This is a genomic window from Pseudoalteromonas sp. ATL1 (assembly GCF_058933015.1).
Window position 1 is genome coordinate 126691 of record NZ_JBZYXL010000003.1, and the last position, 14716, is coordinate 141406.

The window sequence follows — 14716 nt, forward strand, 5'->3', positions numbered from 1 at the left end:
CCAAAATCGAACTTAGCTAGCTCGACGGGAGACAATATCTGCTTAATCGCCAAACCGAACTCGACTTCCAGTAGTTGGTTCAGATTTGCGAAAGGGATTGATAAGGGCCGCCTCATCGTCTAAAGATGCTGAAAAAGCGAAGCCGCATTCGGTATTGGTGCAGGTAAGGGGCATCGGTTTTAAGTCGTGATATAAAAACTTGTCGATATCGTCCAGCGTGGCTGCATCGTCACCAATGGCATTATTGAATAAATTATATGCCAGTGTGTAATCAAGAGATGATTGCATAGCTGCGATAGCAACAGGATCTTCATCCGCATTGCGTCGAGTGAGTGTTAAATACTGACCGACCGTGAGTGGTTTAAATTTAACGTCTGTCATGCCGCATAAGTCGGCAATAACAGGCAATTTGGGGGCAGCTAAGTCTTCAAATTGCAGATGTTCCCAGCCAAATTGGTGTTGCACACTATGTTGGCACTGAGGGCATTCAACGTTTAAGTTAAACTCTACGGCATTCATGGTGCTCAAACGACGTAACAAGGCAATGTATAAAAAATCGAAAAACGTGATGTCTTCACGTTCCATCCCTTCCACACTAATACCGTTCAGGATTTTTTCGGTGCTTTTTGCACTAGACATGGTGCCTTGCGCTTGAGAGAACATTTTAACTTCACCAAATGTGTATGGCTTGTAATGTATTTCTGTTCCCGCAGGATACGCTAAGCCGCGAGAAGGCAATTGCGCTACTTTTACCATCGTGTCTGGCAGGTTGTTGTCTTTGTCTAATGCTTGTTGTAATTCATTCATTTTGTCATTACCTCAGTCTCAGTTCGCCACCTTTTATTGGCAGCATTTTCTAATTTTCTATTGTGACAATAGGGTGCTTAAATACTGGTTCTATACTCTACTGCTGGATAGATACCCTGAATAAGAAAACCTAACTTGGCGAGCGCGATTGCTTCTTTTTGAGCGGTCTCTTTGCTCATCATCCAGATTACTTCGCTGCGAGCGCCTTTATTGCGGCCCTTAAATACTAATCCTTGATATGCATATTCGTTTGTCGTTTTAAAACGACCATGCGGGGTGTCGATCATAAAGCGATAGTCACTCATGAGAATCTCCATTACGGGTTGTACACCATAAGTTGGTGTGTCTAATTTAAGCAAAGTTTGATCAGAGCACGTGTTTGGCTATGACCAATCATTTTCTTGTTTGGCTTAAAATGCCAAGTACCTTGAAACTTATCGTGTTTTCATGGCTGGTGCTTTCGCTTGTGCCTGAAAAGTTTAAGTCACCATCTGGTATTACCATGTAAACCGTCTCTTTGGTCGGCTTTCTTTGTGCGTCCAACATCCTAATTTGCAGATAACGGACACATTCATGCGCGGTGCGTACGAATTTACCTTCACCAAAAATATCTTTGTTTACCCAGTCGGCTATCCATTGTTTTATGGAGTGCTCGCTGTCATCAATAAAGCTAATATCTATTGTTGTCTCACTGGTGCTTTGTGGCACGCTGTAAGATGACAGATAAGCCTCAAAGGTAAAGCTTTGTGTTGTGGCTAAATTCTCATTGACTGTTGTGGCTGGAAACCAATTTGTGAACTGTCCCGGCCCAGAGTTACTGCGATCTATGAGCCTGCAGTCCCATAAGTAGTCTTTAGCCCAATCAACATTACGAACTGATTCCATCGAAAAATCAGCCATAGACCGGTCTCCGTATTTACATGACGATTGAGTCGATGTTTTTATTGTACAATAAAATGTTATGAATTTGGTATTGTACAAAGTTAAAAAAAGGGGGCGCACTCGCCACCCTTTTTTGTTGCCACACGAATATTACTTCATGGTTGCTTACTGTACCGAAGCACCTGCGCCCATTTTGAAGTAGTCGTATGATAAGGTTAGGCTCGGGCGCATGATATCTGACGTATCACCACCTAATTCACCACCCCAGTCCACGCTTTCTAAATAACAACCAAATAGCTTATAAGTCCAAATAGGCTCATCTTGGTTATTTAGGCGAGTTAATAGCATATCACATTGATATTCAGCGCGTTTCTTCTGCTTACCAATGCCTGTTTCCCACAATGCTTCACGCCAATTGTGTAGCATGTTGTGAATTGTATTATCGACTGTTTCAGCAAACGTGAGGTTAATTGTGTGATCGTCATCCACAATACCAGCTTGTTTGATATGGTGACCGCGGATTTGAATATCAATGCTTTGCACCGCGCTTGTTGGTAGCGAGCTTGATAAACATCTTACATTTAAATCGTTACGATCGAATGCAACTGCCGGAGGGGGCGTGAACCAAACATCCCACTTATACAGAACAGCAAAGTCGTCTAAGTTACGGATCTGTTCAATTTGTAAACCAGCCATATTGGCCTCCTTTATTGGTGCAGGGCAAATACCCTACAAAAGTATCAAATGGACTGGCGCTTATGCAGCCAGTAACTGTTCTGCTAGGCTAAAGTCTAAACCGGTTGGTAGTACCGCTGTCGTGAATGGAATATATTCAATACTGCGGGTCGGTTTAACAAACAGCCATAAGTTCATGCGACCAGCGTCGATGTCTTCTGGTGTATTGTTTGAGTCGTCACAAACGACTTTGAAGTCATAAACGCCACGACGTGCCTTGATGCCATTCATGTACGAAGTCACCATTGCACTTGCGATAGCGCGTGATGATTCGTCGTTTAATTCAAACAAGAAGTTCTCTAGCGCGTCGCGTACAGCCGGTTCGATGGTGATCAACATCATGCGAACGTTGATTCTGTCAAGTGCACTAGGCATTGAGCTTAGTGTTTTTTGACCCCAGATCAAAATGCCTTTACCCGCTGCAAAACGCAGTGGGTTAATGCCCGCAGCGTATAGACGGTCCATTTCACCTTTGTCGTAGCGGCGACGTACATCGAGTACTTTGATCACGCCACGGTTAAGACCCGCAGCTGGATACCAAGCTTCTTGGTTCATTGCTGTACGTGATACAGCAAGTGCCGCATACGCTTCAGGTGAGACAAATACAGCACGGTTGTTAAACTTGTCGAAAATCTTAACATGTGAGCTGTAAATTGCACCAAATGAGCTATTCGCATTCAATACGAGGTTACGGTAGTCAACGACTTCGTTCAGGTAGTTGCTGCTTGCTTCAGCGCTGTAAGGCGTTGATAAGAAAGCGAAACAATCCATACGCTTTTCGCATAATGCAAGCAATGCTTTTTGATAGCTTGGTACCGCATAGCCACCGTCCATGAATAGCTTAATTGGGTAAGTATCAGAGTTTTCGAACTCTTTTAGCGCTTGCATCATGTGGCCCGCCATTACCGCGCCACCTAAATCACCGCCAGCAAAACCAATCGCTGTAAGTACGTGATCAGCCGGTTCACCCGCATAACTTGGATTTGCGAAACCACGAATGTAGTTAGATTGCTCAAGTACGTTATCCAAGAAGATATTCTTGTTGAAACCATCAACGGCATCTTCTCGTAAGGCACATGTAAATGATTCAACTGGGTTTGCACCATCATCAAGGTATACTTCTAGCACGAATGTGTTTGGCGTCGTTGCCACAGGCGAGAATAGTGACATCACGATGTCACCTTGACCCGCATCCGCGAACGACACGTACTGCTCGTCAGCTAACGCTTGTGCAGAAGTTGCCAATCGGATCTTACCGCTTTCTTCGCTTTTTACGTAGTAACCGCGATCACCTGAAATGCCGCTTGGTAATGCGTCACCTTCGGCTTGTTTAATCACCGCTAAACGTACTACAGAGCCTGTAGACCAAGCTTGCTCAACAGCTAGGCTGCCATCAAGTACTTCGTCGCCACCATCATCAGTCACGGTGTTTAAAGCCACTTTTTCTGCTGTGCGATAGTTGTGAACTTTCACTGACAATCGGTTACCCCAAGTGCCTTGATCTGCTGCAGTTAGAATAAACGCCTGTGGTGAAGTGGCTTTGATATCTAAGAAATCTTCGAAGCCGTCTGCAATTGGCTTAGACGCTGTTTCAGAGCCCATTTCGCCAATGGCTGTTGCTGCGAACTTTGCACCATCGCCTAGTACACGACGAATGTACAACTTGTCTGCGCCACCAAGATAAGTCAGTGCAGAGTAATGTGCGTTATCAGCACCAATTTTTACTTTACCATCTACCGTGTAACGGTTTAAAAAAGTGTTTTCACTGGTACATAGTTGCGGTTCTAGTGAACCTCTTTCAGCTTGTGGTAATAAGATAGCGGCGTACATGCCGGTTTCTGAACCTACACGCTGAGATAAGTTTAATTCTTTAAGAATGACTTGTGCAGATGACATTATGCGTCTCCTTTACTAATTCAATGAAGCTTGCGTTTTAAAACGCTTAGCCTACTCGAACGCCTTTTGGCAATGCGCCTAAAGCTTTAGGGTTGATGTTGTTGATACGTCCGCGTGGCGGTAGTGTTGTCGCATCACCGTCATAAGAAATAACGACTGGGTGGTTTAGCGTCGACACCAATGTTGCAAGCTCCGTTGCTGCACTGTCGGTTTTAGATTTAACTGAAGCCATGTTTGCTCCTAATGTGACATTAAAATTAGTCCCAAGTTACCGATGTAAGCTTGGTTTAGGTGTCTCAATACCTGAATAACAGGCGCTCATCTCACAGGCTCATAGTCTCATAGGGTGTAACTTTAGAATAAATAGCAAGTTACGTCCCAATTGTACAACAGTGACAGAACGTTCGTCATCACTGGATTAAAATAATTCGTCAATTTAATTGTTTGCAAGTGGTTCATCGGGCTCACAAAGGATGTTGAGGTTGACGCCCCCAGAGGCAAATATATTGGTGATCAAGGCCAATGTTTCATTTTTTGACACTATGAATGGCCCTCTGAGGATGACCTCTGCGCCAATTGATTTGGTTGCACTGTCTCCAACGTCAATGGCAAAGTCTTGCAATGCACTCCAAGTGAGCTTGTATTCAATTTGTCCGATATCAGGAATGTCTACATTAACGGTACCTATATCGCGTAAGCCGCCAGCAACACTATAGAGCATTTCAAAACGCTCCAATTCTTCCATGGAAGAGGTGATATACATAAATTTAAAAGTCATATCACCGAAGAGCATTGGGTACTTATCTATGGCAATGTGGCAATTTGGCGGATTGAGCTGGTTGTTAGAATTCGTTTTTTTGGCCAGTAATGTGTGACCACTGCGCCCTGCATATATTTCGTTATTGGTGATGGTAGAGCGGTTAAATAGCAGCAGTGGCAGTGCGGTTGGGTCAATCAGTTGCTTTTTCTGATTGGCCGCACGAAAAGCGCGTAAACCATCGTTATAATCCAGTGATGGCGTGAATATCGCGTTGACATTAGGGAGGTAATTAGCAATTTCTTTGAGCAGATAATAGATTGCCAGCGACGGCGTCGCGACAACACGGGCCTGAGAATCAGTCATGAAGTTCCTCCGCTTCAATTGGCGATAACGCCAGTTTGTTCATTAGGCATTGTGTTACCCCCAGCGTCAGTGACTGTTTGACTTTATAGGAAAAAATTTTGCCATCGCTACGCTCAAAAGTGAGTTTGTCGCCTGGTTTGATATCCGCTTGAGCAAAGGCCTCCACTTTTTTGGTGTCACCCAACGTATGTGTGCCGGAGATCACCCAGCCTCGCGCGGGGGGGATCACTTTTGCGTGAAATTCCTTTAATTCGAAAGGCGAGTCAGGTTTTGCTGACATCGGCCCCGCATGGCCACCGTAAACGCTGGCGATTGCAGACTGTGGATTAAGTGTCTCAGATTGTGATGGCGCAACGGGCACCTGACGACTTACCTTGACCTCCACACCGAACATATTGATCAGGGTGGGGAACATTGAGGTACTCCACTGACTGATGGCTGCTTCAATATTACTATATAGCATTTACAAGTCTCTTTGCAGTTATCAAACCATTACATATTGTACAATAACTAATGATTTAGGTGAATGGATTACCCACATATAGATGAAATGTGTAACCATGCCCAGTGTAGCCTCGGTTGGGGACAATTGGACGAACAGAGAAGGAGTCTTTCCCCTCGTAGCCGCGACCAGGTCGATATATGAGTTTATCATACATAGGAAACCAAGGTGCGACTTCGAGCACGCCAAACTCCGGCAAACGCAGTATTTCAAAGCTGCAATGGTATCGTTGTGAAAAATCTTTCTCTAATTCTTTTTGGTCAATGAAATGCAAGTCATAATATTGGCGTTGGTAATCATAACTCCAATAGTCGATTGTGCGGTGCAAAACTTCACTACTTGTAAAGCGCGTATCTTTTGTGTGGTCGAAAAAACTAAACCAGGTTTCTTGGTTTCTCGCGATGTGGGTTTGTTTCGGGCCATGTAAGCGCACATAAGCCGGTCTCTTATTTGGCTCTACATTGGCATAGGCTGTGATCATACTTTTCCCTTTTTTTAAGTGTTTGCGTATGGAGTGTACTCAGTGGCCGTTACCATACGCCGAACCTTGCATGAGGCACCTTTTATAGGCTACCCCATACAATGTAATTGTACTGCGTATCCGATGGTGAATAGGCTCGCCACATCCAAGAGCCATCTTTAGGATGGCGGTATAAAATAGGCTCTACCACCATGTTTCTGACGGCATCAAGCATGGCAGCGCGGGGCGAGTACGCACCTTGAGCGGTTCCTGCTTGCACTTTTGCGATGAGTTCTTCTCGATATTCGGTGCGTAAATCACGCAGCCATTGCATCAGATCAATCGCGACAATACCGGCTTTGTAACGGCGGTAATCGTCACTGCGATAATTCAATGGCAAGTTAAGGTCTACTCGTTCATGGAAAGGCTTTGCCTGTAAAGCTGAGTGATCGATACTATCGAGCATGGTTGCCATATCTACCGCGAAATGCGCGTCTAGCTGCTTGTGGGTTGACTGCGCTTGATGATAAAAATCGAGCACTTCTGGCAAGTTTTGTGTCATGAAACGATACTGACGTTGACTGGTGGCTGCTTGATCTTTGTTCATGCGATAGTACATAAGTGCATGGGTATCAGATGCCAGATATTGCTCAAATGCGGCACCCACAGCTACGACCAAATTCGAGTATGCCACATATTTGGCTGTGATTGGACTGATAGCGTCTACAGGAGACTGTAATTGGTTATAGGCCGACTCCAATTGTGCAGTGCTGACCCCAAACTGGGTGAGTATGTTCATGAGCTTGGTAGCACTGAGCATTTGTTGGTCGTATATACGTTCAACATCAATTTCATTTAGCGCACTTTGTTTAAGCAGTGCTAATCTTTCAGCTAATCCTTGGCGTGATTGCGCCATTAACATGTTAATAGTGGAGGCTGATAGGCCAGCTTGCACAAGTGCATGTTGAGCAATATTGTCAATGTGATTGGCTTGGATCAGGGCATTTAGCAGCGTACTTTCACTCAATAAGTGCTGTCGATAGTTATGTCGCACTGTGGGGGATTGTGCCATCGCTTGTGCTAAGCGGTTAAGCAGCATGCTGTGTGTTGGTTGCGCCTGAGTATGTTGGTTGTGCAGTTGACTTCGCGCATTAAATGATTGCGTAAAGCTTTGCTCAGCAAACCAGTTGTCTTCGAGGATCTCAATAATTTCCTTGTGCAGCTTAGTACTGACGGTAGGCGTTGTTTGTCGCATTTGCCAATGGTCGATAGCAACGGCCGTGAGTTCCGCCGTGCACTGCATTAAGGTTTGAATGCAACTATCAGGCGACAGGCGATCATAATCCAATTTGTTGGCAAGCGCGTACAGCGAATCTCGCAATATAGTGTTAATTTTTAGCGCATAATGGCTAACTGTATCCGCTTTTAATCTGTCCATTTCCTTAATTTTGATCGGAATTGGCGCACTAAAGGTACGCTTACCGAGGTCAACGGTGCCGTATAGGTCAAATCCCTTTGCATGACGCATGGCAACAAATACGCTGTCTGGCATGCTTTGTTTTAGCAATTTGTAAGGCGACTGTGCCACTTTACCTAACGGGACATCGCTTGGGGTAATGAGCTGATACGAGATCTCTGGTGAACGCATTGCATGGTGCGTTTTAGCCAAAGAAATAGACTGTTTGGTGGTGTGAACGTCGGTGACGTGTAATTTAAGCAATTGCGTAATTTCATGGCTCAAAGGAGTGGTTTTTAAGTTCACTAACACCGGGATATTTGCCGAGGTTTTTAACGCCTCGAGTTTTTCCCATTGTATCGTTTGTGTGTGTGGATTGGCCAGAGTCCCTTTGAATGCAACACGTTTAACTGCTGGCTGGTTCACACTATGTTTGATAGAGCGTGTCACGCCCGTGCCATACGTTTGCCATGCCCGCGTTGTTTTATCGTTGGCAAATACGATATCGCTGCTGCGAGGGGCGCGGTACACATTGGTTAGGCCATGCGCACTCAACGGTGTTGCCAGATCGTAGCTAAGGCGAGTGGTCGCATTGGATAAGCGCGTATTGACCCATTTATCCACCGTCAGTTTTCCTAACCCTAGACCTGTTTGACGCCATGCAATATTGTCGCTGTTAAAGGCTTGAGAATGCGTTGTGCCACGCAACCAGCTTGGTGCGCCAATCAGTAATCTGGTATCGGTGACTGTTTGCCTAAATAGGCGCTCAGTGTGTTCATGTGCTAATCGGTTTTGCACATAATGCATATTTATGCGGCTATAACCGAATGAGAACTGCTCAGCATTTCGGCTAATTGCTCGGCGAATGGTTTTTTGCGCTTGCTCCATTTGCTTGAAGTTTTTAACAAATAATTGCAGATCTGGAGAAAACGGTGCATAACTGCGCTCAAAGCTCAGGCGTACTCCGCGCGCGGTTTGCTCGTCGCGCACTACACGCTGTTGCATGTGCTCTAAACCAAAGGAGTATATTCCTGCATCTTTTTGAGTTTTCACGGTTGCCGTGTCTTGCTTTGGCAGCTCTTGAACATACTGGTGTTGTGACAAATGCAGCCCGGGAGAAAAAGGTCCAAAGTCTTGCAGAAAATCAGGCAAACCATACGGGAAAATATAGCGCGGCTTGGGCATCCAGTACTTTGGCTTTTCAGAAAGTACGACACGCTTTCCTGCCTCGCGGTATATGGTCACACGTTGTAAAAGGTGATTGGCTTTATTAACCAAAGGCTTAAAATTAAGGGCATTGAAGCGCTTCGACCAGGGTTGATACTGCAAATAAGCTGCCAATTCGAGCTGATTTTGTTGACTGTAACCCGATTCTACATGCCATTTGATCTTAGCCGGTATGTGCACTTTGTGGCCAGCTTGTTTCAGTAAGTTGGCTTGTTTGAAGACAAAATGATTTCTGACCCACGTGCCTGGCATAAATTTCAATTGCATGTGCTGATTCGGTGAATCGACATACATATAGCCTGATAATTCAACTGCGGAGGAGGCGTGTTTCGACAAGGCTTTATTTTGCATGACTAAAGTGTTCGGCAAATGCTTGGCCAATATCGACTTGATTGGTTGCATTTTAAACGATTCTTGTAAAGAAAAGTTGATCAGTTGTAGCGCATCGGCTTGCAGCCCACCGGTGATGGAAAAAACGGCTTTTGGTAAAGCAATCAGCGGTTGAATAACCTCATATACTGCGTTGACTAGTTTAATTTCTTGAGTCGACACGATGCTATTGGTTTGCTTAACAGCAAGCTGTTGCTGCCAGTTCTTTATTACGTCGACTGCGTTGAGCAAATTGGTTGGCCGATGTGTTTGACCTGCCGCACGGATCAAATGGTGGGCATAATTAATCACGCTTGCTTCTACCATTTTTACAATAAGTTTGGCGTTTGACTGATGCAAAAACTGCGTGTCGTGGCCTGTGGGTGAGAGCGCTTTGAGTGCTTTGTTATACACGGTACTTAAGCGCTGCTGCGCGTGATATAAACGCTCATATTTAACATTGTCGGCACACAGCACGACCATACTTTTATTAATTTTAGACTGTATGGCAGAGAGTTTTGCCGACTCCAAAGATGCGAACTTTGAATAATGGCCAAGTCCCTGCACAAACTTATTTAAAGCTGTGACGGTAACGATGAGCAGCTCAAGTGCATTGTTGCTATTGAGACTCGTGAAGGCCACATTGATTTGTTGAGCAATGGTTTTATCGATGGCCGCATATATTTTATCACTGAGTCGGTGTGGTCCACTCAACCAGCGTGAGGGCGCGGCGTTGAGCATATTGATAGACAAGTTTCGCCATGGTGTTGCTTCTATTTGGTTGTTAAGCTGAAATTGAAAGCTTGGTGATTGTGTGTAGTAGCCGTCATGAACCGCCACGTCACGATAAGCGATACGTGCCGTGAATTGCTGTTCTATCCATTGTTTAAAAACCCAATGCACTGTTTTTGCGCTGGCCTCAGTACTTGAGAAACTTGTGTTGTTTACATGTTGAATGTGCTGTTGAGCTGAGGTTCGCTGTTGATTATCGGCAGCCTCTAAGCGCGAACACCAAAAGCGCAAGTTGTCGTTTGCTGTAACGTTGATTGTTCGAAGTGTCGCGTTGTCAGCAGCGCGTACGCCCACTATTTTACCAGCGGCGAGCCAAGGCAACTGAGATAGACCAGTGAAGCCTCGATTTTGATAGGCATGTCCTTGCTGATTGTTTAAAAAGTTAACCGAAAACAGGGTTAAATTGTGCGCTTTTTGCGGCGTACTTTGAATGAGTTCCCCCAGTGTGATACCAAGCTTTGAGAAACGGTAGCTCATCAAGTCGTTCGTGGCGTGCGAATTTGCGGGCGACTCGCCCATTAACACCGACACGGGAATATGCTTGATTTGTTTTGCCATCCAAAAAGCGGCTTGGTCATGTACACGCGACTGCCAACCTTTAGCCGTGACAGACAAGCTTTGCAGTGCACGCGGTGTCGCGCGGTATTGAGCGACATTGTACTGTATGTCAGACAGCGTATTTTCGCCGCTGCTAAATGCGCTGTCGGGTGACATGGTAATGCTATTCGTCCATAAAGGACCATTTAAGAAAGATTTAGCAATCACGTTAATAAGTCTACTGGTGTTGGCTTTTTTCAAATAGCGGGGCGCAGAGACCTGTATTTTAGAAACGACACTGGTTGTGTAGTGAATATTACGTTTATCCGTACTTAGTCCCATGTATCGATAGCGTTGGTAGACAGGTGCTGCGAGGGATTGTCTGAACTGATCTCGCATTTGTGTAAACGCCAATTTTTGATAATCAGCTGTTTGTTTTAGCAAAATACGCAAAGCGATGGTCTGAATTGCATGCTGCGTATTGTAGATGGCAGAACCCATATCGTCCGAATAGGCGTTACTGACGCTCGTATTAAAAATAGCTTTGGCGAGCGCTGCCAATGATGATTGTGGCTCAACTGCAAATTCTGCTTTTTGCGATAGGTTTTCATTTAAAAATGAGGCAATGAAATATTTGATCACGTCGGCAACTTGGGCACTTTGTTGTGCTGCTGTTTGTTTGAGCAACTGGGCCACAAATTTGTTTAGTTTATCAACAACGGCGTAGGTATCCGAGGTATGTGAGGGTGACAATACGCCTTTTATAAATTGGATCCGACCGCCGCTCTCTTTTCCTATCCAATTTGACAGCACATCGTAAATCGCACGACCAAGTAAATAATGCTGGCCGCTCAAATGGTAATTGATGAGTGCAGGTGAGGATGTGTCCTGTCCATGCGTTTTGCGATAGCTGATCTGACCCAAAGTATTATGGGGTTGTACAAGGTGGGCTTGTGAAGTCCCCCCTTCTAGTTGTTTGGTGTGAGCAGGAGTTGATGGCACGTCAGGTGCCTCACTTTTAGACATGCTCACTAGATGCGCATTCATGGCGTCAGCAAGTGGACCAGAATGAGCGCCTGTCGCCGAATATTCCATTTTATAACCGGAAGGGTGTAGTGCCAGCCAGCTAATTGCATATTGAATCGCCTCGTATAAACGCTGAATGCGAGTACTCGACTCCATAATAAAACTGAGCGTTTGCGCCACGTTCACACGTTGGTTCGGTTGGCTTAATAGCGCGACTAGTTGATCATTACTGGCTGATTTTAGACCAGTGACAATACTGAAGTTCATCATCTCAGGCTTTGAGGCATGATAACTTTGTATCGGGTAACTCGTCATGGCGTTAGTGCCAAAATTGCTGTTAGATAGTAGCCTTAATTTTACCGAACCACACAAGCGCGGGCTTTGTGGTTTAGCTCTGTGTGCGGTTAAATCAGTACCCAAAGAGGCACTTAACTGCTTCAGTTCCAGCGCGTTTATATTATCAACGCTTAATGTACGCTGCCCTTCTACGGGCTGGGCCTTCCAGTTATCAACGGCATGGCGAATGGCCCAGATACTCCGTCTAAAACGCCTTGCCTCATCGGGTTGTCTGAAAGGCAACTTTGCGGCCCATGAATAAATTTGGCTGGCGACTAGATAGTGCTCAAGGCTAGGTGCCGATCCTGTCAGTACATCATCCACTGTGAGCGTACTTTGCGATGTGGCGCGTTGAGAGTTGGCTTGCCCTACGCCCTTGGTACTATCTAAAGTCAGTGATGTTAAAGTGTCATAAGCAATGGATGCATTAACTGTGGTGTTAGTCTGATAATGCTCATTATCGTAACCCAGCACACCGTTGTGGGCATACATACTGATACTCTCAACCTGTTGCGTACCAAATAATGGCAGCTTTAACCGCATAGGCTGCATACCATCACTGACCCTTGGGGTGATACCTTCTTGCGAGGAGAATGCCCTCGTTTGTGGCGAGCCGCTCGCTTGTGACGGGTAGCCGATCCCTTGCGTCTTGTCACTCGATAAAGAAATGGAGTTGCTAAATACTGACCAAGCGTGACTTTTGCCAATTTTTTTTGCGGCAAAACGTCGCAGTCCTAAATAACGTTGAACACTGCCTAGCGCCAGTCGATAATGCCAATCTTTGGTATAAGTTGAACTGACTTCGAATGAAGAGTGAGCATGAGGACTAAATATACGCTGTTGTGGTGCAGCGTTAGTGCTAAATAAGCCAGAGGCTGATAGAACGTTTGAGTGCGCTTGGCGTGACCATTCACTCATCATGCTGATTTTAGGGCCATAATAGGCGCTTTGCGGATGCAGGCGGCTGCGATTAACGTTATTAACGCGGCTGAGCCAAGTTTGTAAATGGAATTTGGCCGCAGCCCACTGCTGATGAGTTGGACTCATCCTATATCGAGTATGCCCCTGCTGGTAGCTCGCTGAGGTGCGGCGCAGAACATAGTGTGCGTTTTGCCATTGTACTTTGAGCTGTTCCCCCAATGTGTAAGTGTGGGTCTGTGCACTCACGCCCTGACTATCATCATCGTTAGTATATGTTCTTAAAGGGCTGGGCTGGACACTAACGCATTGCGCATTGGACGTTAAATCTAGTGAGCCTTGGGTTGTGGCGGGAGATTGTAAAAACTTTTGAGATCTCGCTCTATGTAGATCCCAATAACCAATACTGAGCAATGCGTGTTGGGTACTTTGTAGCTGAAACCCTTTGATCAGTGGCGTTGTATTCGTGTCTGTTGTCGTAGCAAAAACACGAAATTGAACACCTTTGATTTGAGCACCTACGGGGGGGGCTTGCAAATTGGTTGACCACTCACCGTACTGATCATGTGCGTACTCATCGATGGAGTAGCTTACTCTAAATTCAAACGTGACGGACGTGTTACTCGGGATTGTACCGTTTAAAATAACCTCAGCACCTTCAATCAAGGTCAGTGCAGGCAACGGATAAATTTCAGAAACATACTTGCCAACATAATAGCCCTCAGCATAAGTCGGGTCCTTAAGCTTCAGCAAGCCTTGCGCTGGTAACCACTGCATTCCCGTAAACTCACCCTTAGATAACTCAACATAGCGTTCAGTGGAAACAAACGGTTCGTATACTTTGATACTCACTCGGTGATGTAGTCCAGAGCGCTTGTTGAACAGGTGGGTGACAGCCAATTGCTGATCGGTGATCCAAGCGGCGTTGGTGAGTCGGCGTGATCCATCTTCATCTACAGCAAGTTCGCCACCTTCAACAAGCACAAGGAGTGGGTCACCATCGCCGCGTAATGAAAAATACTCGCTGGTATAAATGTCTTCTTCTTGGCAATGTTGTTGTGCGCTTAAGCTAAAATAGTCGGCCTTTTCTTGTAAGTTAACGAGCAACTCAGGTTGGTTATTGGGTATTGCACCAGCTTCTTTTTCAATGCTTTGTACAAGGGAAGTGACTTCTTGATTACCGGGTTCTTGAATGTCTAGCAGTGAAACAATGTAGTCACCATGGTGGCGTCGATGCCAAGCTGTTTTGGTATGGATGATTGGATCGGTACATATGTTGGTTGCGCCGTAGATAGGTAACGGCGTGATGTCAGCATCAACCAAATCTAATACTAGCGCGTCACCTGAGTGAACTTCGGTAAATACGAGCAATGAAGCGTGCCCGCCAACATGCTGTACACTTGTAGGAAGTGGCACACTTTGTACTTCAAGTTCCTCAAATGAAACGAAGTATAATGTGGTGGCACTGACCGCTGCGACAGACTGAGCCTGAGATAACCACACCAGGTGACGAATACCGGGCAACCCTGGTACGCTGCGATAGGGGACGAGTTCAAGTAAGCCTTCTTCACGCGATAAAACTTGCTGTATCTCAATGTGGAACATGTCCGGGCCGACCAGCCAAATTAGACCATCCGCCCAAATAATGTC

The 14716-nt window shown here is 45.5% G+C and carries 10 protein-coding genes; all 10 read right to left on the minus strand.

The window, feature by feature from the left end:
- Positions 1-42 precede the first annotated feature (42 nt).
- Positions 43-807, minus strand: a complete 765-nt coding sequence (locus AC5FX4_RS23635; RefSeq protein WP_493608887.1) for a T4 family baseplate hub assembly chaperone — start codon at positions 805-807, stop codon at positions 43-45.
- Between the two features lie 77 nt (positions 808-884).
- Positions 885-1112: a hypothetical protein gene (locus tag AC5FX4_RS23640; protein ID WP_493608888.1), complete on the minus strand. Its 228-nt coding sequence runs from the start codon at positions 1110-1112 to the stop codon at positions 885-887.
- An 88-nt stretch (positions 1113-1200) separates the two neighbouring features.
- On the minus strand, positions 1201-1707 hold the full coding sequence (locus tag AC5FX4_RS23645) for a hypothetical protein (RefSeq protein WP_493608889.1): 507 nt from the start codon (positions 1705-1707) through the stop codon (positions 1201-1203).
- Positions 1708-1854: 147 nt separating this feature from the next.
- On the minus strand, positions 1855-2385 hold the full coding sequence (locus AC5FX4_RS23650; RefSeq protein ID WP_125251890.1) for a hypothetical protein: 531 nt from the start codon (positions 2383-2385) through the stop codon (positions 1855-1857).
- Between the two features lie 60 nt (positions 2386-2445).
- A complete protein-coding gene (locus AC5FX4_RS23655) occupies positions 2446-4320 on the minus strand; it encodes a phage tail sheath subtilisin-like domain-containing protein (RefSeq protein WP_493608890.1) in 1875 nt (624 codons plus the stop codon).
- 46 nt (positions 4321-4366) lie between these two features.
- A complete protein-coding gene (locus AC5FX4_RS23660) occupies positions 4367-4552 on the minus strand; it encodes a hypothetical protein (RefSeq protein ID WP_493608891.1) in 186 nt (61 codons plus the stop codon).
- 204 nt (positions 4553-4756) lie between these two features.
- On the minus strand, positions 4757-5443 hold the full coding sequence (locus AC5FX4_RS23665) for a hypothetical protein (RefSeq protein ID WP_493608892.1): 687 nt from the start codon (positions 5441-5443) through the stop codon (positions 4757-4759).
- Positions 5436-5906 carry a hypothetical protein gene (locus AC5FX4_RS23670; RefSeq protein ID WP_493608893.1) on the minus strand — a complete coding sequence of 157 codons (471 nt, stop codon included), beginning with the start codon at positions 5904-5906 and terminating at the stop codon, positions 5436-5438. Before AC5FX4_RS23670 ends, AC5FX4_RS23665 begins: the two co-directional genes overlap by 8 nt.
- A gap of 55 nt (positions 5907-5961) precedes the next feature.
- Positions 5962-6426, minus strand: coding sequence for a hypothetical protein (locus AC5FX4_RS23675; protein WP_493608894.1), 465 nt, complete (start codon positions 6424-6426; stop codon positions 5962-5964).
- An 82-nt stretch (positions 6427-6508) separates the two neighbouring features.
- The gene (locus AC5FX4_RS23680; RefSeq protein ID WP_493608895.1) at positions 6509-14671 is read right to left on the minus strand and encodes a hypothetical protein; all 8163 of its coding nucleotides are present in this window, start codon (positions 14669-14671) and stop codon (positions 6509-6511) included.
- Positions 14672-14716: the final 45 nt, after the last annotated feature.